Annotated in this window: 26 protein-coding genes; 6 read left to right on the plus strand and 20 right to left on the minus strand. The window is 37.5% G+C overall.

Annotated elements, in window-relative coordinates; genetic code table 11:
* Positions 1 to 10: 10 nt before the first annotated feature.
* The 7 genes from NLG42_RS21620 to NLG42_RS21650 form a co-directional block, all read right to left on the minus strand.
* Positions 11 to 718 carry a carboxymuconolactone decarboxylase family protein gene (locus NLG42_RS21620; RefSeq protein ID WP_257682324.1) on the minus strand — a complete coding sequence of 236 codons (708 nt, stop codon included), beginning with the start codon at positions 716 to 718 and terminating at the stop codon, positions 11 to 13.
* A 13-nt stretch (positions 719 to 731) separates the two neighbouring features.
* On the minus strand, positions 732 to 1,358 hold the full coding sequence (locus tag NLG42_RS21625) for a flavodoxin family protein (protein ID WP_257682325.1): 627 nt from the start codon (positions 1,356 to 1,358) through the stop codon (positions 732 to 734).
* A gap of 19 nt (positions 1,359 to 1,377) precedes the next feature.
* Complete coding sequence (locus tag NLG42_RS21630; RefSeq protein ID WP_257682326.1) at positions 1,378 to 2,484, minus strand: alpha/beta hydrolase; 1,107 nt, start codon at positions 2,482 to 2,484, stop codon at positions 1,378 to 1,380.
* A 1-nt stretch (position 2,485) separates the two neighbouring features.
* On the minus strand, positions 2,486 to 4,087 hold the full coding sequence (locus tag NLG42_RS21635) for a carboxylesterase/lipase family protein (protein WP_257682327.1): 1,602 nt from the start codon (positions 4,085 to 4,087) through the stop codon (positions 2,486 to 2,488).
* 64 nt (positions 4,088 to 4,151) lie between these two features.
* Entirely contained in the window at positions 4,152 to 5,135 is a 984-nt protein-coding gene (locus NLG42_RS21640) for an aldo/keto reductase (protein ID WP_257682328.1), read from the minus strand.
* Between the two features lie 22 nt (positions 5,136 to 5,157).
* A complete protein-coding gene (locus NLG42_RS21645) occupies positions 5,158 to 6,306 on the minus strand; it encodes an aldo/keto reductase (RefSeq protein ID WP_257682329.1) in 1,149 nt (382 codons plus the stop codon).
* An 18-nt stretch (positions 6,307 to 6,324) separates the two neighbouring features.
* Positions 6,325 to 7,176 carry an aldo/keto reductase gene (locus NLG42_RS21650; RefSeq protein ID WP_257682330.1) on the minus strand — a complete coding sequence of 284 codons (852 nt, stop codon included), beginning with the start codon at positions 7,174 to 7,176 and terminating at the stop codon, positions 6,325 to 6,327.
* Positions 7,177 to 7,347: 171 nt separating this feature from the next.
* Between NLG42_RS21650 and NLG42_RS21655 the strand changes: the two genes are divergently transcribed.
* On the plus strand, positions 7,348 to 8,244 hold the full coding sequence (locus NLG42_RS21655) for a helix-turn-helix domain-containing protein (RefSeq protein ID WP_257684003.1): 897 nt from the start codon (positions 7,348 to 7,350) through the stop codon (positions 8,242 to 8,244).
* Between the two features lie 415 nt (positions 8,245 to 8,659).
* Here NLG42_RS21655 and NLG42_RS21660 read toward each other — a convergent pair whose 3' ends face one another.
* On the minus strand, positions 8,660 to 9,985 hold the full coding sequence (locus NLG42_RS21660; RefSeq protein WP_257682331.1) for a site-specific integrase: 1,326 nt from the start codon (positions 9,983 to 9,985) through the stop codon (positions 8,660 to 8,662).
* Between the two features lie 271 nt (positions 9,986 to 10,256).
* Here NLG42_RS21660 and NLG42_RS21665 point away from each other — a divergent pair, with 271 nt between their 5' ends.
* Positions 10,257 to 10,631: a JAB domain-containing protein gene (locus NLG42_RS21665; RefSeq protein WP_257682332.1), complete on the plus strand. Its 375-nt coding sequence runs from the start codon at positions 10,257 to 10,259 to the stop codon at positions 10,629 to 10,631.
* 9 nt (positions 10,632 to 10,640) lie between these two features.
* Here the strand turns inward: NLG42_RS21665 and NLG42_RS21670 are convergent, their stop codons facing one another.
* Positions 10,641 to 11,090, minus strand: coding sequence for a hypothetical protein (locus tag NLG42_RS21670; protein WP_257682333.1), 450 nt, complete (start codon positions 11,088 to 11,090; stop codon positions 10,641 to 10,643).
* 308 nt (positions 11,091 to 11,398) lie between these two features.
* Here NLG42_RS21670 and NLG42_RS21675 point away from each other — a divergent pair, with 308 nt between their 5' ends.
* Positions 11,399 to 11,983 carry a Crp/Fnr family transcriptional regulator gene (locus NLG42_RS21675; protein ID WP_257682334.1) on the plus strand — a complete coding sequence of 195 codons (585 nt, stop codon included), beginning with the start codon at positions 11,399 to 11,401 and terminating at the stop codon, positions 11,981 to 11,983.
* Between the two features lie 377 nt (positions 11,984 to 12,360).
* Positions 12,361 to 13,119 carry an SDR family NAD(P)-dependent oxidoreductase gene (locus tag NLG42_RS21680; protein WP_257682335.1) on the plus strand — a complete coding sequence of 253 codons (759 nt, stop codon included), beginning with the start codon at positions 12,361 to 12,363 and terminating at the stop codon, positions 13,117 to 13,119.
* 541 nt (positions 13,120 to 13,660) lie between these two features.
* Here the strand turns inward: NLG42_RS21680 and NLG42_RS21685 are convergent.
* Together NLG42_RS21685 and NLG42_RS21690 are read right to left on the minus strand one after the other, a co-directional pair.
* Positions 13,661 to 13,948 (minus strand): DUF1330 domain-containing protein, encoded by a 288-nt coding sequence (locus NLG42_RS21685; RefSeq protein ID WP_257682336.1) that lies wholly within the window; start codon positions 13,946 to 13,948, stop codon positions 13,661 to 13,663.
* Between the two features lie 111 nt (positions 13,949 to 14,059).
* Complete coding sequence (locus NLG42_RS21690; protein WP_257682337.1) at positions 14,060 to 14,998, minus strand: NADP-dependent oxidoreductase; 939 nt, start codon at positions 14,996 to 14,998, stop codon at positions 14,060 to 14,062.
* A 207-nt stretch (positions 14,999 to 15,205) separates the two neighbouring features.
* Here NLG42_RS21690 and NLG42_RS21695 point away from each other — a divergent pair, with 207 nt between their 5' ends.
* Entirely contained in the window at positions 15,206 to 16,042 is an 837-nt protein-coding gene (locus NLG42_RS21695) for an AraC family transcriptional regulator (protein ID WP_257682338.1), read from the plus strand.
* Positions 16,043 to 16,395: 353 nt separating this feature from the next.
* Positions 16,396 to 17,496, plus strand: a complete 1,101-nt coding sequence (locus NLG42_RS21700; protein WP_257682339.1) for an adenylate/guanylate cyclase domain-containing protein — start codon at positions 16,396 to 16,398, stop codon at positions 17,494 to 17,496.
* A 68-nt stretch (positions 17,497 to 17,564) separates the two neighbouring features.
* Here the strand turns inward: NLG42_RS21700 and NLG42_RS21705 are convergent, their stop codons facing one another.
* The 9 genes from NLG42_RS21705 to NLG42_RS21745 all read right to left on the minus strand — a co-directional run bounded on the left by NLG42_RS21705 (position 17,565) and on the right by NLG42_RS21745 (position 23,651).
* Positions 17,565 to 18,386, minus strand: a complete 822-nt coding sequence (locus tag NLG42_RS21705; RefSeq protein WP_257682340.1) for a helix-turn-helix domain-containing protein — start codon at positions 18,384 to 18,386, stop codon at positions 17,565 to 17,567.
* 117 nt (positions 18,387 to 18,503) lie between these two features.
* Positions 18,504 to 18,995: a peptide-methionine (S)-S-oxide reductase MsrA gene (gene msrA, locus NLG42_RS21710; RefSeq protein WP_257682341.1), complete on the minus strand. Its 492-nt coding sequence runs from the start codon at positions 18,993 to 18,995 to the stop codon at positions 18,504 to 18,506.
* Positions 18,996 to 19,064: 69 nt separating this feature from the next.
* On the minus strand, positions 19,065 to 19,391 hold the full coding sequence (gene trxA / locus NLG42_RS21715; protein WP_257682342.1) for a thioredoxin: 327 nt from the start codon (positions 19,389 to 19,391) through the stop codon (positions 19,065 to 19,067).
* A 110-nt stretch (positions 19,392 to 19,501) separates the two neighbouring features.
* Positions 19,502 to 19,957, minus strand: a complete 456-nt coding sequence (locus NLG42_RS21720) for a peroxiredoxin family protein (RefSeq protein ID WP_257682343.1) — start codon at positions 19,955 to 19,957, stop codon at positions 19,502 to 19,504.
* A 120-nt stretch (positions 19,958 to 20,077) separates the two neighbouring features.
* Complete coding sequence (locus NLG42_RS21725; protein WP_257682344.1) at positions 20,078 to 21,061, minus strand: type I glyceraldehyde-3-phosphate dehydrogenase; 984 nt, start codon at positions 21,059 to 21,061, stop codon at positions 20,078 to 20,080.
* A gap of 14 nt (positions 21,062 to 21,075) precedes the next feature.
* Complete coding sequence (locus NLG42_RS21730) at positions 21,076 to 21,597, minus strand: YkgB family protein (protein WP_257682345.1); 522 nt, start codon at positions 21,595 to 21,597, stop codon at positions 21,076 to 21,078.
* A gap of 690 nt (positions 21,598 to 22,287) precedes the next feature.
* On the minus strand, positions 22,288 to 22,566 hold the full coding sequence (locus NLG42_RS21735; protein WP_257682346.1) for a peptide-methionine (S)-S-oxide reductase: 279 nt from the start codon (positions 22,564 to 22,566) through the stop codon (positions 22,288 to 22,290).
* Between the two features lie 7 nt (positions 22,567 to 22,573).
* Positions 22,574 to 23,083 (minus strand): peptide-methionine (R)-S-oxide reductase MsrB, encoded by a 510-nt coding sequence (msrB, locus tag NLG42_RS21740; RefSeq protein ID WP_257682347.1) that lies wholly within the window; start codon positions 23,081 to 23,083, stop codon positions 22,574 to 22,576.
* Between the two features lie 103 nt (positions 23,084 to 23,186).
* A complete protein-coding gene (locus tag NLG42_RS21745; RefSeq protein WP_257682348.1) occupies positions 23,187 to 23,651 on the minus strand; it encodes a thioredoxin family protein in 465 nt (154 codons plus the stop codon).
* Positions 23,652 to 23,776 lie beyond the last annotated feature (125 nt).

A 23,776-nucleotide genomic window follows, 5' to 3' on the forward strand; every position in this document is an offset into this window, starting at 1 on the left:
ATCTTGAATATTACTTTTTAGCTTTTAGTACTTCACTTAAAACTATTTTTGCATCCGCAGCTTCTTTACTGCCAATTGTTTTTTTGATAACTTCAACAAATTGCTGCAGTTGATTATCACTTAAACCAACATTAAGACAGATGTTTAAATGAGATTGCAGCATAGGTTCTACACTTCCGATACTGGCAAGTACAGATACTGTTACAAGTTCTCTTTCAGCATAACTTAAAACATCTCTTTCGAAAATATCTGCAAAAAGGTGTTCTTTGAGGAAGACATCAATTTCTGGTGCAAATGCCGAATATCCGGTTTTTGGTCCGTCTTGTGATGTTTTGGTCAACTCTTGCAGAACTACTTTACCTCGTTCGTATTTCGTGCTTTCTTCCTTTATTGGTGAAGCTTCTGCCCCGATTATATCGATAATTCCGTTTGCTTTACGCTGCTCTAATACGCTCATAAATGTCTGCAGACCGCGAATACTTCTGGGGAATCCGCAATATGCATATAAATGAACAAGAGTTTCTTTAATCTGATTGATTGTCAGGCCAGAATCTAATCCAAAATTTAATTCTGTTTTCAATTTTACTAAATCACCCTTCGCGGTAACTGAAGCAATTTTGATAATTGCCTGCTGCTTTGTGCTTAAATTTTGATCTGTTTGGGCATTTCCACCTACTGAAGCAAATACCATCATTATAAGTATTGAAAGTGTTTTCATTTTCTTTATTTAATTACCAATTCATAAAGCCAATTGTTTTCAGCCATATTTTTACAGCTGTTTCAACTTGTTTTTCTTTATCGCCTTCCATTACAAATAAAACTCCATCTCTTTCAATTCCTCCTTTTACAGAGAAACCTTTTACAACTTTACTTTTAGGGCATAATTCTTTTACGGTTTCAAAACTGCTTCCAATTCCATAACCTGCATTTGTATTAAAAGGAATAATTGTTTTTCCTTCTAAATTGTATTGTTTTAAAAAACTCTTCATCGGAGGCGGTAACTGCATTCCCCAAGTTGGGAAACCTACAAATACAATATCAAACTTCTCTACAGCATCAATTTTTGTTTTAAGCGGAGGCAGAAAACCAGTTTCATTTTCTTTTGCAACTTGGGCTACTATAGTTTTGTAATCTTCGGGATAAGGATTCTCTAATTCAAGTTCAACCAATGTTCCGCCGACATTTTTATGAATAATAGATGCCACTGCTTTAGTATTTTTTGTTCTTGATAAATACACAATCAGTATATTTTTGTTTAAAGATTTTTCCTCTTTTTGAGATGTTTCCTGCGCATGATTGCAGCCTGAGAACAAGCAGAATATTGTAATCAATAGAAATAAGAATCTTGATATTTTCATTTTATTTTCTTTAATCCTATTATTTATCCAATCCCTTTTCCTTTAGCCATTTAGACATAAGATCCGCTATTTGAATATTATTTAAATCCGAAAACGGAAAATGTGTATTGCCTTTAATTCCGATTTCAGGAAGATGAACCACTGTAACATCACCGCCTTTTTTATTTACGGCATCTCGCCACAATCTTGCCATAGCCAAGCGTGCACGCCATCCATCAGCACCCGAATTATTCGATGGCGTATCAGGAATATTATCACCGTAATAAATCACTATCGGGATTTTGGTGAGCGCCATAAAATCTTTTAAGGGAATACCTGTCCCTTCAAGAGCACCCGCTGAACTGGCAATAGGTGATGGAACTTCTCCTTCGGGGAATAAAAAACCGCTGCCTGGTTCATAAGATACTATGGCTTTTACATTTTGATTTTTAATCGCCGTAATCCACCCCATTCCTCCAGAATGCGAATGTGTTACCAGAATGGCAGGACCAATTTTAGTAAAAAGTGCCGAAGCCGCATCTGTAGTAACGTTTATATCAATTGTTCCTAAATTTGGGGTCATCGATCTAAAATATTGATTCAGCGATGCGGAATCTCGTGGAAATTGTACACCCTGAAAATAATCAGGCCATATTCCCACACGGAAAACACCAAACCATTGCTGCTCATCGGCAATGGGTTTAATAGAAGCTTCTACAGTACTTCTGCCTGCATTTCCTCTTCTGGGCTGATCGATTAAATAAACAGGGAATTTTCTGCGCAGAAAAATATTTTGGTATCCCTCACGTCCGTCTGGTGTGGTTTCCCAAGTTTTGGAGAACTGACCAATTCCGTGCCACATCACCAAAGGATATTTACGGGCATTTGCAGGGATTTGATAGAAAACATAGGCATGATCTCCGCGGAATGTCTGTCCTTCAGGCGTAATTTTATAAGGATCAAATGTACCCGGATTTTTTATAATTGTACCTCCTACAGCAAAACTTCCCTGCTCTGCTATAATCATCGGTTCTTTACTATTTTCTTTTTGGGCATAAATAGCAGGACTTATTGTAAGTACTACTAAAAATAATGCTTTATAATAATTTGGCTTTATATTTTTTAATGCAGCTTTTAAATTTCTCATATTATTTTTTTTCAAATGTTTTCTCGATGACATCCAATCTGTCCTTTCTTGTGTCGTCTGTTTTTGCTGCCGAACCATCTTCACGGAATTCAAAAACCTCATTCTTTTTCGCGTCATAAACGGGCCATTGCGCTAGGCTTTTTCCGTTTGGATTACCTGTTTTTGCAAAATTCACCCAATAGGCATTCATAATTTTAGCCACTTTTTTATCCTGCGGAGTAAATACTATGTTATTTCGGTCAACAAGATTATCAAAGACATAAGGTATTTCTGAAGCGTGAGATGCTCCATATTTCATCCACTGCTGCATTGATGCAGGAACATACGAAAACAAATAAAGATACGCAGGCGCACTCTTTGCTGTAAAACGTCGTGCAGTAAAACGTGCAGGTTCTGCCCAAACTTTATCGGTATTGACAAGAGCCAGCATTTTTGCAAAATCAGTTTTTCCGTCAGCATCATACGCTTTTGATGCTTCCTCCTTACGTGTTCCGAAAATAGAAAGTAGTTCTTCTTTCGAGTTTGCATTTACAAAACCTGCTGGTACTTCGGCGCTGTTTGATCCAATAATTATCGGAATCGACGGCTGATTTTCGGCATTGTAAGCGCTTTCGGCAGTTTCAACAACAAGTTTTCCATCCAGGATTGGTCCCGAATATGTAGGCTCTCCGTTCTGTCCATTTGTTTCCTGACCTCCATCAATTATTTCTTCTGCGGTAAGCGCGCGCAGTTTTTGCAAAGCAACAGCATCTGTTCCTTCAATAGTATATCTTTTTGCAAAATTTATCCCAATCGTTTCTGCCGATATAGGATAATGCGGGTCTGCATTTTCTTTATTAATCGGACGTCCTGTAAGCACACCGTCACGGCCTCCTCCAGATTCTATGATTGCTTTTTGAAAAAGACCTTTAGCTAAGGGAATCGTGATAAGGGAATGCACTGAAACTCCTCCAGCAGATTCACCAAAAATGGTAACATTTTTAGGATCACCGCCAAATGCCGAAATATTTTTCTGCACCCATTGTAAAGCTGCAATCTGATCCATATAAGCATAATTGCCTTTATATTCATTTGGATTTTCTTTAGCTAAAGCTGGAAAAGCAAAAAAGCCAAGACGCCCTAAACGATAATTTATGGAGACTAATATTACATCTTGTTTTGCAAAAGAAGCTCCAGAAAAATCGCCTCCAGCTCCGCTTCCACCCACAAATCCTCCTCCATGAATCCATACCATAACCGGCAGTTTCACTTTTTTGGATGCATTAGCTGGTTTCCAGATGTTAAGAAACAAACAATCTTCTGAGGCCGTTTTAGACATTCCCGATCCTCTCGGCCAGCCAGCCTGAGGACATTCTGCGCATGGTTTTGAAGTATCTCGAACATCTTTCCAAGATTGAACCGGTTGCGGTGAACGCCAGCGAAATTCTCCTACGGGAGGCGCGGCATAAGGAATTCCTCTAAAAACAGAAATGCCATCTTCCATTTTTCCACGGACTATCCCAGAGGCTGTAACAACATCCAAAGCAGGATTTTTAAACTCTGTCTGTTGTGCATTTAAATTGGTCAACATCAATAGAAGAATAATAGCGAAAACTTTTTTCATTTATTTTTATATTTAAAAGTGAATGACAGAAGCTTAGATCTAGTACTGCTTCTATCTAATTTTTTTACTTCCCAACCCGATCCTGCAATTGCTGTGGATAACGCGCGCCAACAATTTCTATATTTTTTAATGCAAGGCTGATATTCTCCAGTTCTGCTTTGCTTAGATGAACACTTGCTCCTCCAATATTTTCTTCTAGACGGTGTAGTTTTGTTGTTCCGGGAATGGGCACAATCCATGGTTTTTGAGCCAATAACCAAGCTAAAGCAATCTGCGATGGTGCCACTGTTTTTTCCTGTGCAATAGTTTTTACTAAATCTACTAATGTCTGATTGGCTTTTCTATTTTCTTCAGAAAATCTTGGTACAATATTTCTAAAATCCGAAGCTTCAAATTTTGTTTCTTCATTTATGGCTCCTGTCAAAAATCCTTTTCCAAGTGGACTAAAAGGCACAAAACCAATTCCTAATTCTTCCAGAGTTGGAATAATTTCTTTTTCGGGTTCACGATAAAATAATGAATATTCGCTTTGCAATGCTGTTACCGGCTGTATTTTATGTGCTCTTCGAATGGTTTCTACACCCGCCTCTGAAAGTCCAAAATGTTTTACCTTTCCTTCCTGAATTAATTGTTTTACTGTTTTGGCAACTTCTTCTATTGGTACATTAGGGTCAACTCTGTGCTGATAAAGTAAATCAATAGAATCTGTTTTTAATCTTTTTAGGGAAGCTTCGACAACTGCTTTTATACTGGCAGGACTGCTGTCTAATCCTTTTGTCGAGTCACCATCTACAAAACCAAATTTAGTAGCAATAACAGCCTCTTTGCGAAACGGCTCCAATGCTTCACCTAACACTTCTTCATTTACAAAAGGTCCGTAACATTCCGCAGTATCAAAAAAAGTAATTCCTTTTTCGAATGCTGATCTTATTAACCCTATAGCTTCTTTCTTTTCCGTTGGCGCTCCGTATCCAAAGCTTAATCCCATACAGCCTAAACCTAACGCAGATACTTCGAGACCGTTATTTCCTAAAATTCTCTTTTCCATTTTAATAGTTTTTTAATACTGATTATTTCTTTTTTTCTGGCGCTTCAACATCAGAAAAAGCCAATACACCAGCGGGTAATCTTTCACCTAAAATTTTAATGACATCCAATTCTTTATTGAAGTCTTCAAGTTCTCTTGAAGTAAAATTTATTTGAGAAGCTCCTGTATTTTCGAGCATATGCGCCATTTGCGTTGTTCCCGGAATAGGAACAATAAATGGTTTCTGCGCTAAAAGCCACCCAAGTGAAATTTGGGCAGGAGCTGCATTTTTCTTTTCCCCCCATTTTCTAATTAATTCAGCTAAAGCCATGTTAGCTGGCAGGTTTTCTGGTGAAAATCTGGATTCAATCCCGCGAATATCACCTGGCGCAAATCGTGTATTACTGTCAATGGCGCCGGTTAAAAATCCAACACCAAGCGGACTCCAGGGCACAAAACCAATTCCTAGTTCTTCGCATAATGGAATTATTATTTTCTCCGGACCACGCCACAACAGCGAATATTCATTTTGAATAGCAGTTATTGGATGTACAGAATGTGCACGTCTTACAGTTTGAGCACCTGGCTCACAAAGACCATAATGCAAAACTTTCCCTTCTTTGATGAGTTCTTGTATAACGCCGACTACATCTTCAATTGGCACTTGTGGATCTACACGATGCTGATACAAAAGATCAATTCGGTCAGTTTTAAGACGCTTAAGCATGCCTTCTACTACTATTTTGATATGTGCTGGCTGGCTGTTTAGGCCAGGTAACCGCTTGCCTGTTTCCTGATCGATATTCCAGCCGAATTTTGTAGCTATGACAATTTTATCCCGAAAAGACGCAACCCCTTCACCCAAAATTCTCTCTACTTCAAAAGGCCCGTAAGCTTCAGCCGAATCAAAAAAAGTTACGCCATTATCAAAAGCAGATCGAATTATTCGGTGCATTTCCGATCGGGACGGAATTGTAGTCTGATAATTACGGCTCATATTCTGAGCGCCGATTCCTACACTTGAAACCTCCAGAGAATTTCCCAGCTTTCTTTTCCCCGGAGAATGCAGAAACTTATCCTTTTCTTCTATCTTGTTATTTATCTTTTCTGACTGGGCAAGTGAATTAAAAGGAAGCAATGCACTTCCTGCCAATGCTAATCCTGCTGTTTTTAATATCGATCTTCTATCCATTTTATTTTTTTTACCTAATTATCTATTCAGTTTTCTCTCACTCAACCACTTCACCATATTTGGATCTCTGTGATCGAAAAACAGACTTGCGTTGGTATCTAAAGTTTGAATGCTGGACATATCCTCTGTCGACAATTCAAAGTCAAAAATGTTGAAGTTTTCTGCCATTCGTTCCTTTCTAACTGATTTTGGAATAGCAACCACACCTCTTTGCGTTAACCATCTTACAATTACTTGTGCAGTCGATTTATTATATTTTTGAGCTATTGCAGTTAAAACTTCATTTTTGAAAATATCATTTTTTCCTTCTGCGAACGGTCCCCACGATTCAATTTGAATATTGTTTTCTTCGAGAAACTTTTGTGTTTCATTCTGCTGATGAAAAGGATGCGTTTCGATTTGGTTTACTGCCGGAACAAAACCTGTATTGGCCACTAAATCCATTACTCTGTCGGGATGAAAGTTCGAAACTCCAATTGCCTTAACTTTTCCTTGTTGATATAACTCCTGCATAGCACGCCAGGAACCATAAATATCTCCGTAAGGCTGATGTATTAAATACAAATCGAGATAATCCAATTGTAATAAGTCTAAGGATTTTTGAAATGCTATTTTAGTATTTTCATAACCTGCATCACTTACCCAGAGTTTAGTTGTTATAAAAAGCTCTTCTCTAGGTACGCTGCTATTTTTAATTGCATTACCAACTGCCTGCTCATTCATGTATGAAGCTGCAGTATCGATTAATCTGTAACCGGTTTGAATTGCATCTAAAACCGCCTGTTCGCACTCTGCAAGATCCTGCATTTGAAAAACACCAAATCCTAAAATTGGCATTTCGACACCATTATTTAATTTTACATTGTACATAATAGTTCAAGTTTTTAAGTTTTATAATTCTATTATTACAAATTTGCGAACTAAATACCAAGACCTTGGTATACGGATTACGGTTTATGCTACCAAGATTACTGATTGGATGATATGACCTATTGTAACTGCATTTAAATATGTAAATTTGTGTAACAAATGACAAAAGATATGGGACAAGTATTTAATTTTGATACAATTAGTGCGTATAATGATTTCAATAATCATGAAACGCTGCATCCATTAGTGAGTGTAATCGATTTTTCAAAAGCAAAAAAGAGGACTGGTTCTGAAATGCATTTTGGCCTGTACTGTATATTCTTGAAAGAGGTAAAATGTGGAGATCTAAAGTATGGACGCAATTACTACGATTATCAGGAAGGGACATTAGTTTTTGTATCACCAGGGCAGGTAGTTGACGTAGAAAATAAAGTTGATCATTATCAGCCTATAGGACATGGCCTGGCTTTTCACCCTGATTTAATTCGTGGAACCTCTCTGGCCAAAACCATCAGTGAATATAACTTTTTCAGCTATAATACCAGTGAAGCATTACATCTTTCCGAAAAGGAAAAACAACTTGTTTTTGACTGTTTTGCCAAAATCGAAATGGAGTTAAAACAAACTATAGATAAGCATAGTAAAAAGGTGATCGCTTCTAATATTGAACTGTTTCTAAATTATTGTGACAGATTCTATGACCGTCAGTTTATTACAAGAGACAATGAAAATAAAGGAATTGTCGAAAAATTTGAAGGTCTCTTAAACAGTTATTTTACTTCTGACAAACCAAATATAATTGGATTACCTTCTGTTGCCTATTATGCAGGTGAACTTAATTTGTCTGCTAATTATTTTGGAGATCTTATTAAAAAAGAAACCGGAAAATCAGCACAGGAATATATTCAAAATAAAATTATTGAAGTAGCCAAAGACAAAATATTTGACTCATCAAAGACAATAAATGAAGTTGCTTATGAATTGGGTTTCAAATATCCGCAGCACTTTACTCGATTTTTCAAACAACATGTGGGGAATACTCCAAACGAGTATAGAAGTTTAAACTAGTTAAACGGTGAATAGAAAATGTAGTTTGGTTGCAGAATGATAGCACATACTGTTTGGAATTGATACCATTTCTGCCACAAAATACTAAGGCGAAATATTAAGATATTTCAAGAGTATAAGTTTTGTGGCAGAATCGTGGCTAAAGCTATTTATATAAATTAGAATTTCGCATAGTCAAACTTTCGCAAGTTCCGGTTCGAATGGTGCGAAGATTATAATTTTTTCTGGTAACTTAATATCTAAATTAATACCTTTCATAGTAGAACTACCTACTTGATGAGAAGTATAATTAAGAGAGCTATTTTTCTGGTTCTAGTCCCTTTCCCGCTAGTACTTTACCTCACTAAAATATAAAATAAACAATAAAATAAAGTACATGCTTCGAACGCACCGTCGTTCTTACTACATCCCTAATTTAGCTAATGTTCTTTATTTTAAATAAATTAAGCTGCTTCTTCATTTCAATTAATTCCAGGTTCATCCTTTCAATTATATTTAAAGTTGGATCTTCAATAACATCTTCCTTTTCTGCTAATCTACGTTTTAAGCCCTGCATTTCACGGCCGATGGAAATCTGTTCCGTAATAGCGTATTCTTCAGTCTGGCTAACTGATTGATGACCTAGCATTTCTTTAACCACATGAATTGGAACATTATTATTTAAGGTCACTGTACTTCCAAAAGTTCTTCTGGCTTTGTGAGTATTTAAAGGACTTGTAATACCACATAAATCTGCAATCTCTTTAAGATATTCATTCATTTTCTGATTTGAGCTTACTGGCAGTACAGAAGCTCTTTCGATACAGAGAGGATGGCTTTTATATCGGTTTAATATTTCGACCGCTTTTGGCAGTAAAGGAATATTAATCGGACTTCCTGTTTTTTGTCTTTCTTTTAAGATCCATTGTTCCCCGTCTACGCCTGCCTTTATATCCGATCGCTTTAGATTAAAAACATCAATATAAGCTAGACCTGTATAACATTGAAAGACAAAAACATCCCTCACAATATTAAGACGTGGAGTAAAAAACTTGTGCTTCTCAAGAAGTGATAATTCAAAACCCGACAAAGGCTTTTTTGGAACTTTAATTTTTTTTGATTTAAATCGTTTAAATGGATCTGATGCAATAATTTCCTTATCAACTGCAACAAGTACAATTTTTTTAAAATTAGAAATATATTTAAGCGCAGTATTATTGCTTATACTTTTTACGGTCTTCAGATAAAATTCATAATCTTTTACAAATTCAAAATTTAGCTCATTAAACTCCATATCGGAAACTCCATATTTAAACCGCATAAATTCTTCTACATGATTTTTTGATATCTTATAACGAACGTGAGTACCGATGGCAAATTCCTTTTTTTCTACCAAAGCAAGCATTTGATCGTTATGTAACTGAAATTCCTGCATAACTGTATTTTTTGGTTTGGTTTTACCTAAAACGAAATTTATAAGTTTTATACTGGTAACAAATTCCTGCTTGTCTAAAAGGTGATCGGCGAATTTTCTAATTTTTAATTCCAGTGAATTCAAAAAGAAATTTAAAGCTTTTGCATCTTCTTTGGTCCCTACCGCTCTTCCTGTCTTTGGTTCCCACCTGCTTGCACTCCACTTCCGTTTAGTGGATGTCTCCTTAGGAACACCATCAACGTTGACGCGCAGATAAATAAATCTTTCATTTGTACAATTTGCAGAACTCTTCAAAAAGAAGGAAATTCCAATAGTGCTCTCTAACATAATTCAACATTTTATAAGTTAATAAAGTTCGAATTATAACATCAACAAATCAAGACGTAAACCTGCTTTACATGTTGATAACAAACATGTTAGGCTGATTTCTGTGGCAGTTTTTTTGCTCCAGTGAAATTGCCACGAAATTGCCACAAAGTTTTGTGCATTTTTGAAAATATTGGCAGTTAAAAGCGGAAATAAAAAAACCTGCAAATCAGAAGATTGCAGGTTTTATAAGGGTTTAGAACATTTAATGACTAAATTTCTAAATCTAAAAGTGAACGCAGAAGAAGCTTATCTTCTTCTGAAATCCTCATGGGATCAGGGTAAAATCGAGTACTTCGAACAGTTCAAAATACTGTTTTTAAATAATTCACTCAAAGTTTTAGGGTTATATGAAATGTCATCAGGAGGCATTACCGGAACCACCGTGGATCTGCGTATGATATTCTCGGCAGCACTGAAAGCCAATGCTACCAGCATTATGATTGCCCACAACCATCCCTCAGGCAGTACAAGACCCTCCGAGGCTGATAAATACATGACTACCAAAATCAGACAGGCAGGCGAGCTGCTCGATATTAAACTGATGGATCACCTGATTATCACCTCGGAATCCTACTACTCCTTCATAGATGATGGCGCCTTGTAGGCGCCATTTTTACCATTCTTTATAGTGCTCCAGATCATGATTCGTGAAGATTTCGTCAGGGGTGTCCAGCAGAGGATCCATCCAGTTGATCTTTTGCTCTGCCCACACGATCCACTGCCGGGTCTGCTCATCCAACGGGTCTGCCTGATCTTTTACCGCCCTCACGTAATTGCGAAATTTAGTGACCTCGTCAAATCGTTCAGCTGCATGAATCAGGGCTTTGAAGTCCTGGACTTCCTTTTGTTTTCTCTGGGCAGCAGCCCTTTCAATGGCTTGCTGTTTTTCGCGCTCAATCTGTCGCAGACGGCGCTGTTGCTCCTGCTCTTTTTCTATTTCAGCCATCAATTCCAGCTTGGCCGCGATCCTGGCCAGCAGTGCTTCTATGGGTGTGGTGCCGTCACGCCATTCTTTCTGGTCGCAATACTTCACCACCTGAAAAATAAAGTCGCCCGTCGGCACGAGCTCCGTTCCGCTGTAGCCGCCTGTCGACGTTTTACCAATCTTTTTTAATCAAAATCACCATAGCTGTTGAAGTAAATTTTCATCAATTGTAAAAGACAGACGAACACTGCAGCAAAGCAAATAGCCAGGTAAAACAATGGTTTTTAGCAGGCTGTTTTATGAACAGACTACATGCCTTTTCAAAACGATAAGTGGTTTTGTAATATCAAATTTATCCATAGTTCAATCCTTTAATATATTATATTTGTATAATGAGATTTGTTTTTAAATTCAGTAAATTTTAAATCCATTAATATAATTTTATAATGTCCAATTTTGAAGCTTTTTTCGATTACATTCAAGAAATATCAGGCAAACTGTTATCAGAAGATGATAAGCATTTGTTGACAGAACATTTCAAACCTAGAAAACTTCGAAAACGTCAATACTTTTTACAGGAAGGAGATGTATGCAAATATATAGGGTTTATAGTAAAAGGATCTGCGAAGACCTTCACAGTGGATAAAAAAGGAAATGAACAAATATTGAAATTGTCTGTGGAAAATTGGTGGCTAACAGATTTTGAAAGCTTTTATCTGCTGACTCCCAGTCGCTTTAATATTGAAGCGCTGGAGGAACTGGAGATTCTGCAATCAACCAACATCGAAATTGAGAATTTTCTTAAACATATCCCAGCCTTTTCAGCGATGTCAAACGTGATCAGTCAAAACAACACAATTTCAGCCCAAAAAAGAATGCAGTCTATTAATTACTCAGCTGAAGAGCGATATGAGGAATTGGTCAAGAATTACCCGCATTTTTTACAGCGATTCCCGCAAAACATGATTGCTTCTTATCTGGGTTTATCTTCTGAAACTTTGAGCCGTTTAAAAAAAAATGCATCAAAATGATCCTTTACCTATCCAGGCTTCGCTATCATTCAAATGACATTGGTAAATGAATCGTCTGGGATTTTCTTTTCCCTTGATATAAAAACAACCGACTGGCCAATTCCTGGCTTTTAATCGTAATTTATCCATTACTTCTATTGTTTAGACATTGTTTACTTTCTTACAATCTGAATCTTTGATTTTCTTTTCTATCGTAAAAAGCTGTTTTTTATATTAGTCCTGTATTTTTTGATTTAAGTCATCACTTCGAGGTGACATTTATCATCTCCATTTAATGATCTATGTCAATCTATAGGTCGCAATGATACTGCATCTTTGTACAGTCTTTAGAACGGAAAAAAGTTGAAGGACTTAAATATAATTAATAGTATAAAATCATGAGTAAATTAGAAAACAAGGTGGCAGTAGTTACAGGTGCTTCCAAAGGAATAGGTGCAGCTATCGCTAAACACTTTGCAGCAGCAGGTGCAAAGGTTGTTATAAATTACGCTTCAAGTAAAGAAGGAGCCGACAAAGTAGTAAAAGAAATCATCAATAACGGCGGGACAGCCATTGCGGTACAGGCAGATGTATCGAAAGAAGCCGATGTCAGCAGGTTGTTTAAAGAAACCGAGAAAGCTTTCGGCACGCTTGATATTTTAGTAAATAATGCTGTATCTCAGGGATATGCCCCGATTGAACTCATTTCGGCAGAAGACTTCCACCAAAGTTTTAACGTTAATGTACTGGGGCCAGTTCTGACTATACAGGCATCTCTGAAACTTTTTGGGGATAAGGGCGGGAACATCATCAATATCAGTTCTGGTGCAAGTAAATATCCACTGCAAAATGCCTCGTTGTACTCTTCAACTAAGGCTGCACTCGATGCCTTCACAATTGCTTTATCTAAGGAATTGGGTGTTAAAAAAGTTCGTATCAATTCTATTTTGCCGGGTGCTACGGAAACCGAGGGTGCAGCCAGCGCGGGTGTTACCGCCGGCAGCGAATATGAAAAGATGTTTATCGAAAAAACACCGCTTGGCCGCAGAGGACAGCCCGCAGATATTGCGAAAGTTGCAGTATTTTTGGCTTCAGATGATGCTGCCTGGATTACAGGAGAGCAAATTTCTGTTTCGGGTGGTATGTACGGTTTTTAAAACCACGACGCTAAAAATATAAGGACAGAAAAAGAATTATTGTTGCTCAATTATTATTAAAAAAAATCTAAACAGAAGTTTTTTTCAAATCCCTATTTCCAGAAGAAATAGGGATTTTTTTGCTCCGCAGTACTTTACCAAAATAAGATAAATAATAGTGTCATACTAATTACCAAAAAATTTCATTTCTTACTTTGAAAAACATCAAAATTGGTATTAAGTGATGGTTTACAATCCCTGAAACCCAGCCAAAAAACTCCGTAAGAAATTAAGGAGTTTTTTATGTTTTATACTTTCCAGATGTTACTAATTTAGATATCCAAAGCCAAAGTAATAGACAGTGGAGCCGTTAATTAAAGGACCGATTTTTTTCAATATTTACTGCGAATAAAGGTCTTTCTTCATTTATATGATTTCGCAAAAAATAATTGCATTCTACAAAGATTGATGCATTTTTCAGCAATTTATTAGGGTATTGTACATCTATCTCACATGTAAAATAACTACTCTTGTCGTCCTTCTGTTTAATGATCATCTTCCATTAAACACCCTGTACAATAACACCTGTATAAACTGAACCTTTGTGGCGGTGCTGTGCAGCATTCTGATACGCTTCACTGTAATACCACTTTTTAGCATCTTCAATTGTGGGAAACTCCGCAATTACTACTCCTTCTACTTCCGGTCCTTCTAAAATAACCTGCTCCCCATATGCCGCAAGAATTTTAATAGGATGTCCCTCCATTGTTGCAGTCACCAATTTCCAATAGATTTCTAATTCTGTCTGATCAAGCGTTTTTTCTCGAATAAATGTTATATAAGCTGACATATTTTTAAATGTATTAATTATTTGAATAAAGATAGAAAGTTTTGTTTAAACTTTGTGCAAAGCCGAAAAGGCTGAAATAAGGAAGTGAAATATTTTTTTTGCATCAGCAGATTATACATTTACCACAATTTTACCCACCGTTCTCCCGGTCTCAATCTGCTCATGCGCATCAGCCATCTTATCAAAGGCAAAGCTTTTTGAAACATGCGATTTGAGCTTTCCATTTTCAAGAAGTGCGGCTAAATATTTCATATCCTCTCCGCTGGACTGAACCAGAAGAAATTTACCAATTACATTTTTGGCTGCCAGCTGCGCTGTCAAATCGTCAATAATCTGAGTAACTATGCTGATCACCTGGCCGCCATTTTTGATCACAGCCAGTGAATTGATAATATTATCCGGGCCAAGACTGTCAAATACAAAGTCAATATCATGAACAGCATCGGCAAGATTGCCTCCGTGATAATCGAAATGTTCGTCAGCTCCAAGAGAAAGTACAAACTCCCTGTTAGAAGCAGAAGAAGTTCCAATTACATAGGCGCCTATCTCTTTAGCCAGCTGTATGGCATAATGTCCGACACCTCCGGATGCTGCATGGATTAATATGCGGTCACCTGCCTTTACCCCCGCTTCTCTGAATACCTGCAGTGCAGTTAAGGGAGCCAGTGTTGCAGCCGCCGCTTCCTCATGAGAAATAGTAGCCGGCTTCAGTGCCAGATGATCAGCCGGTGCAGCAACGTATTCTGCATAAGCACTCCCTACACCTGGAAAATTAACCATTCCAAAAACCTCATCTCCTACGGCAAAGCGCTTAGAATTTGTAGCTATAACGGTTCCTGAGATGTCCCATCCCAGGATCAGGTCGATCTGCTTGCTTACGTTCCCGTAATTGTATACACCTCCGCCCATTCGTGTCTTCGCATCAACTGGATTGATACTGATGGACTTTACCTGCACAAGCACTTCTCCATCACCAATCTTCGGAGTACTGACCTCGCGAATCACTAAGTTTGATGTTGAACCGGTTTCTACCAAAATAATTGCTTTCATAATTTGTTATTTTATTAGAAATAATGAATGGCTGTCCTATTTCCCTAATCAACAGCCTATTGCAGTTGGTCGTAAAAATTTCATAAACCTTACACTTTTTTTAAAAATGTGAAGAAAAACTTTCAAACAGCCCATATTAAGCAAATATATACCAGTTAAATAAATCACATGAAGTATAAGTTTTCTACAATGTATTATATTTGCATCATGCAAAAAGAAATACTTCACGAATCATATTCTATAAAATATGCCACACTTGATGTATGCCCTAAGCCAGCCCATCAGCATACTTTTTTTGAGTTGGTTTACATAATATCAGGTACAGGCATGCAGTGCATTAATAACAGTACTTTTAAATATCAGGCTGGACACTTATTCTTACTGACCCCGGAGGATTGTCATTCATTTGATGTTCATACAACCAGTCAGATGTTTTTTCTTCAGTTCAACTCTATCTATATTCAGAACAAAGCATTGGTTGAAGAGAATGTGAAAAGATTGGAGTATATCCTTCAGAATGCCAATCATCAGCCGGGATGTATATTTAGGTACAAAGCTGATAAATTACTGGTCAACCCAATTATAGAGGCAATTATCCGTGAACATGAAAGCAGAGATTTGTATAATCCCGAACTGATTCACCAGCTTGTAAATACTCTGATTATTATTGTTGCCCGTAATATTGCAAAATACCTTCCTCAGGCAGTTGATGTTTCAACTGAGGAAAAGGCATTGGATATTCTTCAATACATACAGCATAACATTTATTTTCCTGAGAAGTTAAAGGCGGGATCAGTCAGTGCCCATTTTGGAATTTCACATTCGTATCTGGGCAGGTACTTTAAAAAGCATACCAACGAGACAATGCAGGGATATATCGGCAAATATAAAACTAAGCTGATACAGCATCGCTTAAAGTTCAGTGACAAAAGACTAAATGAGATAGCAGATGAGCTTGGTTTTGTCGATGTGAGCCATTTAAATAAATTTTTTATCCAGCAGACCAGTATCAGTCCAACTGTTTACCGCAGTGGAGTGAATTGACGTTCAAAAAGATTCAAAAACATTTAAAAAGAAATTACTGCTTTTGAGTACTCATTCAGGATAAAAATGGTCATTTAGTCTTTATATCACAAGTATCCCATCACGAATTATTATGCCTTGTATCCAGAACGACACGGGTTTTGCCTTTTACAGTTTTCACCAGCATAAAAAAACGGATTCTTTGATTCCCGCATATCAATTCAGGCAGTAAAAAATTGATAACTGAACAAACACTCCAGATGTAAAAAAGTTAAGGGCTGCGATAAGAAATAAACTATTTCTTATAAAGGCGCATCAATTTTATGCACAGATTGAATATCTTAGTTGTGAATATTTTATCCGCTTAAATTCAGATGATAACACCAAGAACCAAAAGAAATATTGTACGCATTTTGCCATTCGCTATCATATGGCTTGTATTTAGTTTGATTTATACCATTCTTGAAAAAGGACTGCTGGGCGGTCTTAAATTTTATCCATCATCGCATAATCAATATAATTTTGGCCGCAATATCATAGTAATCCCACTGCTGGCTTCTATCTTTGGAACCATAATTGGTATACTGGAAATACTGTACATTAATAAATGGTTCAGTAAAAATTGTTTCTCAAAAAAGATTTTATACAAATCTTCTATTTACCTGGTTATCATTTTGTTCTTGCTCCTTATAATATTTCTGACAACCAGCAATGAAATGTTCACAGCAATTTCCAATGAAGCTTTTTGGCAGGGAATGTGGGCCTTCTTTACGGATTACTCCTTTCTGGGAATCTTAACATATATGGCAAGCATAATCGTTATGACACAGTTCTACACCGAGGTGAGTGAAAGTATGGGTACAGGACTGCTGAGTAATTTTTTTCTTGGAAAATATTATAAGCCTGTAGAGGAAGAGAGGATATTTATGTTCCTGGATATGAAATCATCTACTCAGATAGCAGAAAAACTCGGGCATGTTATATATTTTGAGATGCTCCAGGAGTATTTTTCAGATTTGACCGGTCCTGTAATCGACTATTCGGGCGAGATATACCAATATGCTGGTGACGAGATGATCATATCCTGGAGATTGGAAAAAGGACTAAAACATAATTCCTGCATCCTATGCTTTTTTGCAATGAAAGAATCCCTTCTGAAAAAGTCAGCCGTCTACAAAATGAAATATGGATTATCACCACAATTTAAAGCAGGACTGCATTGCGGTAAAGTTACAACCGGAGAAATCGGGATACTAAAAAAAGAAATTATTTTTACAGGTGATGTACTCAACGCGACTGCGCGGATTGAAGGGCTTTGCAATCAATATGATGCCGATATTTTAATATCAGATGCTCTTGTTCAGCAGCTTGAACTTAGTCCCTGCTATAAAGCAGAATCAATAGGAAAAAATACCCTGAGGGGTAAGGACGGACAATTTGAGTTATTCACCTTAATACAAAATTACAAGAATTGATAAGCATTTCAATCTGTTATCGATCTCATCGCTAGATAAATTTTGAAGTGATAGTTTCTTTCATTTTTTTAGCTTATTCTAAAGACCGTAGGAGAAATTCCTATCTGCTTTTTAAAGAAACGGCTGAATCCCTGGACATTTTCAAAACCGAGTTCATAAGCGATTTCAGAAATATCTTTCTTTGTGTAATGCAGCAGCCTTTTTGATTCCAATGCGATACGGTCATGGATTGCCTGAAGAGGGGATTTCTCTCCAATCTTATTAAAGGTATTTGTGATGGTCTTTGGTGACTTATGCAATAAGGCTGCATAACTCGACACAGTATGATGCTCTCTAAAGTTTTTTTCAACCAGAAAATTGAACTCGCGCACCAGATCGTGCTGGTTATCATCAATATCTCTCATACTGCCCTGCTTTTTGTACATTCGTGTGCAGAGTATCAATATTCGTTTGAGCTGCATCTGAAGCATTTCAAGCTGCAGGCTGTCTTTCATTTCCAATTCCATATGGGTTAAATCCCAGGCGTCATTCATGACCATTAACTCTGTTCCTTCAATCAGCAAAACAGGAATTTTTGATGGATTATAATACAATATTCCCTTACACCCCACTTCACTGTCGTGGTTTATTACACAATAGAATTCCTGATTGAATCGCAGCATTGTCATGGCACTGATCTGGTCATATTCCACATTATGATGCTGGGAAAGACTGATAATCTGATTAGCATTAAAGGTATGGGATATCCCGTCTATTGTCAGTTTATTGCCATCAGATAAAAACCACAGGAGCTGTAAAGCCCCGCTGACAATTGGTCTGTAGCTCCTGTAGTTATTATTGTCTATACTTTGTATTTCAAAATATTCATTTTGCCTGCCTTGATAAATCATTGATTGCTTTCTTAGGGTGACACAGGTGTAAAACTATTAAAATTTTAACGATGCCTTACAGCCTTTAAACTTCTTATGTTGTGGTTAAAAATAATACGGACCATAAAAACCGCAGTCTTAAAGAAAGGTACCAAACCTCTCAAAGTGGCAGGTATAACCATTTGGATACATTACAAGATAATCCTGGTGGTCACCTTCAGCGGTCCAGAATTTAGTGAAAGGTTCCAGTGTTGTTACAACTTTTCCCGGCCAGCGTCCTGAGTCATCAACAATCTTTATGATTTCCTGTGCGTCGGTTCTTTCTTCTTCATTCTGGATAAACAAAGCCGAACGATAACTGGATCCTCTGTCATTACCCTGTCTGTCTACAGTGCTTGGATCATGAACTCTGAAAAAATAATCTAATAGTTCCCTGTACGTTGTCTCATTTGCATCATAGGTAATTTCCAGCCCTTCAGCATGTCCTGGATGGTTCTGGTAGGTAGGGTTATCGTTTTGCCCTCCCAGATAGCCGACTTCTGTATCTTTTACTCCCGGACGTACTCTGAAAAGATCTTCCATTCCCCAGAAACAGCCGCCCGCTACATACGCTTTTTTTAAATTTTCCATAATCAATGTATTTTAGTTTAAATTATTTTTATTTTAAAATCAGTTCTGAAATTTTCTGAACATTTCTGCTTAATTTTTGCTGATTTCCATTGCAATAAGTTTTTTTTCCAGTTCGGCTTTGGTCAGAACTCCTACTGTTTTTTCGACCACTTCCTTGTTTTTGAAATACACCAGCCCTGGGAGGCTTTTTATCCCGTATCGCATGGCGATCTCCTGATGCTCTTCAACATTCACTTTCACTACTTCTGCCCTTCCTTCAAAATCTTTGGAAAAACTCTCGAGTACTGGCAGTAATCCTTTACAAGTTGCACACCAGTCGGCATAAAAATCTGCTATTACAATGTTGCCCTGGGCAATTAATTGGTCAAATTCCTCAGTATTGTTTATTGTTTTCATATTATTTGTTTTAAATCGTTATTAATTTATGATACCAAATTAGTGTACAGCTGCTTCCATTTTCAGACCGCTTTCACACGATGTGCTGGCCATTGTTTCCAGTTTTAGAATTAGCTGCTTATTTCTTCATTAATGGCATAATCCAGCCATAGCAGTGAACGGTTAGGCTCTGAACCAAATATGGACCGGACTACTTTACCGTCTTTATTCACCAGTATCCAGTGCGGTGTCCCCGCGGCTTGGTAATCATGGAATGTAGCGGCAAGGCCGGAATCTCTAAAAAAAGGGAATCTTGCATGTAATAATTTTAATGTGCTTATAATATCTTCATTACTGTATTCAGGCCCTTCAAAATTGCTGTGGATACCCAGTACATTAATCTTATCCTGGTGTTCATAAACCATTCTGTTTGCGAAGGGTATCGCCCTTCCCGTACAGCCGGGACTGCCCAGATAGAAAAACAAAATCAATAAGGGCTTTCCTTTAAAATCTGCATAATACGGCACTTTATCATTTCCCAAACTTTCTAAGTGCCATGGCTGGATTTCATTATTTAAAATTTCCATATAAAAGGATTTAAATTTCCCCTGCCGCAATTGTTACGGGGGAATGATATCGAACTAAAATCTATTGGTTAACCTGTCTGAAGATTTTATCTCAGTCGATAAAATTTATTCATTTAATCGTTACAAGGATTGTATCTGCCTGATCATTTGATTAGTAAAACCCCACTCATTGTCATACCAGGCCATTATTTTTACCAGATCTCCGTCAACAACCCTGGTCATGTCTAAATCAACTGTTGCGGCGAAAGGACTTCCGATGATATCCGTGGAAACGATTGGTTCATTTGTTACGGCAACAACTTTTTCATACCTGTCTGTAGCGCATTCTTCGGTTAGTATCTGATTGATTTCTTCTATAGTTGTCGGTCTTTCAGCAACGAAGGTAATATCGGAAATTGAACCGACAGGAACGGGAACTCTCACGGCAATACCATCAAATTTTCCGGCGTACTCAGGCAGTACTTTAGTAGTAGCTATAGCTGCTCCGGTTGCTGCAGGTGAGATATTGAATGCCGCCGCCCTGCCCATTCTCGGCTCTCTTTTTGACGGTGCATCCACAAGGGTCTGCGACGCTGTATACCCATGAATGGTGTTAAGAATAGCTTTTTTAATACCAAGTCTTCTGCCTAAAATTTCAATTATCGGACTGATACTGTTAGTAGTACAACTGGCACATGAGAAAATGGAGACATTACCTGAGTCTGTATTTACACCGTGCACTATTGTAGGAGTATCTTTGGTCGGACCAGAAATTACTACCGTTTTAGCGCCGGCCAAAATATGTTTTTCTGAATCACTCTGACTGGTAAACAGCCCTGTGCTTTCAATAACCACGTCTGCATTCAGGTCTTTCCATGGCAGACCTGCAATATCACGTATACTTGAATACTTAATTGCTTTATCCCCAACAAAAATTGTATCGCCTTCAAATCTTACATTTTTATCATATTTTCCATAGTTACTATCGTACTTAAGAAGATATACCGCGTTCTCAATGTCCATTAAATCGTTTATGCCGACTACCTCAAGATCATTAGTATCGAAAATTACTTTTAAGGCTGATCGTCCGATGCGGCCGAATCCGTTGATTGCTATTCTTTTCATTTTATTATATGTATTTAGTTGTTATTAGAATATTTGAATAATGCGCGTTTGACATCAATTCTGGTACGGCTTTGCATGTGAGATGCTTCCAGCGCTTCACCGGCTGTCCAAAGCGCCGCTCCTAAAAGCACCAGGTCCTTGATTAGAAATTGTCCGGGTGAGGCAGAAATAAAGGGAAAGGACAATCCTTGCTGCATCACTCCCGGAGTAGTGACTATGAATGTAAGGGTCGTTAAAAATGTGAGTATTGCGGCTAAACTGCCTATGGCTGATAACTTCGGCGAGAAGGGGCGCAAAGCAATTAAAATACCCGTTGTGATTTCAATTACACCAAGAATGCTTGAAAATGCCATTGTGCTTAAAAAAGCAAAAGTCCATGAAAAGAAAGGACTGTTTTCTGCCAGCGGACGGATTCCCGCTGCTTCATATTGGGTGAATTTTAAAGTGCCTATCCAAATTAAAATTACAACCAATCCATATCGAATAAGAAAGCTTCCTGAATTAAGAAGAAATATTGCTGCTGTTGTTTTTTTCATCACTAAATGCTTTGAGTTTATGATAGCTTAGTAGCAGCAGCATCGTATACCTTACAAAAAAAATAAAAAAAATAATCTTCTCTTGATGCACAGCCTGCCCTTGAGGCTGTCTTGAAATCTTTTCCATGTTAGTTGATCTCTTTTTTCCTGAAGATTTATCAGAAGCAGGATGACATGGCAGTATTTTAACTGCGGGATTATTTCTGCATAAAAACATATCTGGTATGACATTTACACCAAACTGAATGACCAATCATGTACGTTGTTCAATTCGTTTTTTTGCAGCAATAATGCGTCGGGAATTTATTTTCAGCTTTTTTAAGACCGTACATATTGTGCGGCAGAAATTACACTGTCCGGCATAGGATTTACCAGCAGATATCGGTTTTCAGTAAGATGTTTTCTGAATTGGACTAAGGTTTTGAATGTTTCGTGCAGCAGTTTTATTATTTGGAAGGCTAAATTATCGGATGCTTTTTAATGCTGTCCCGTAAAATTTTGTTTTTTAAAGTTTAAACATTCCTGATCCAGCGCTGAACGGAATAGCCTCCCGGTGTAATGCATTGCATTTTCAGCAGAAATCCCTGCATTGTGAAAATTCGCACAGGAACAGCCTGCACAGCTAAACAGTTTTCATTACGTTTAACCGATTTATACTGTACAGATCCTTTATTGATAATTAATCTTAAATTATATAAAAAAGCCCTGTATGGCCATACTGGAATAAATTGGGGTTCTCCCAAATTTCATTTGTGGATTAAGAGTTCTGAGAAAAAGATCCAGCAGGAGGCCAAAGCCAATTTTACCGGTGTCAAATTTAACCTTCAAAGTTTCCACATTGTCCTTTTTATTATTGATGGCTTTCTTGCGGTTCACATGCTTAACATCGCGATCCGTGTTTCCTGGCTCCTTATCGGCGGCTGCTTCTATTAACCTTAAAAAACGCTCCGGCCCCCAGGAAATTTCCATTATAATACTACTTATAGGGTTCAAAATCGAGACTGATTGAGTTCATACAAAATCTTTTGTAAGTAGGTGCAGGACCATCATCAAAAATATGTCCGAGATGCGCATCACATCGTCCGCAAAGCACCTCAGTACGGCTTGTCAGGAGGGACTTGTCTTCCTGATATCTGACACTATTTTTTCTCAGCGGCTCATAGAAGCTTGGCCATCCGCAGCTGCTGGCAAATTTCGCATCTGATTTAAAAAGTTTGTTGCCGCAGGCCGCGCAGTAATAAGTGCCTTTTGTGCTGCTTTTTAAATATTTTCCGGTAAACGGCCTCTCCGTATCTTTTTCTCTGGCCACGGCATACAGATCTGCCGGTAATATTTTTTTCCATTGCGCATTGGAGACCTTAAGCTTTTTAGTATCTGTAGTTGAATAGTATGGATTGTTCTTATGTCCTTTATCTGACTTGATATTCTGGGCAGAACCGCTGATTGAAATTATAGCTAGTATATAGCTGAAAACTATTATTCTCATCTTCTTTAATTATTAAATTATTTCTTCAGTTTACTTTAATGTTCTTGGTGGGCTTATAATTAAGAGTTACACTGCAGTTTTTTGCCGCCACCAGCCTGTTTACTTACTTAGCTGACGCCTCTTTGGCAAATTCAATCAGCCCTTTTCCGTCTACATATCCTGTATGTTGGGCGATTATTTTGCCGTTTTCATCAAGAATAAGCAGTGCAGGCAGGCTTTCTATCTTCCATTTTAGTGCCAGATCGGTTCCTTCGCCTTTTTCAACATCAATTCTGAAGTTTATAAAATTTTCATTGTAATAGGCTGCCGCCTCAGCATCCTTAAAAGTGATCTTCTCAAGCTGCCTGCAGGGTCCGCACCACACAGCAGACGCATCAATAAATATATTCTTATGGGATGTTTTAGCCAGTGCCAGCACCTCCTTATATTCTTTGTTAGTAAAATTTATTTCCGTTTTTGCTGATTTCTTTTGCTTCGCATTCGCATTCCATGAACGGATAATGAAGACCAAAAGCAAAGCAGAAACAATGAAGGGGATGATTTTTAAAATTTTAATTAAAATTTTCATATGAATATGGATTAGATTAAATGGAATACACCATAGCATCCCGTAGCCTTTGTATGCCGCCGTGCTAAATATGTACTTCATTTTTTATGTGTAATATAATTAAATCGTGAGCCGATAATTACATG

This window comes from Flavobacterium plurextorum (assembly GCF_024638035.1).
Classification (GTDB): domain Bacteria; phylum Bacteroidota; class Bacteroidia; order Flavobacteriales; family Flavobacteriaceae; genus Flavobacterium; species Flavobacterium plurextorum.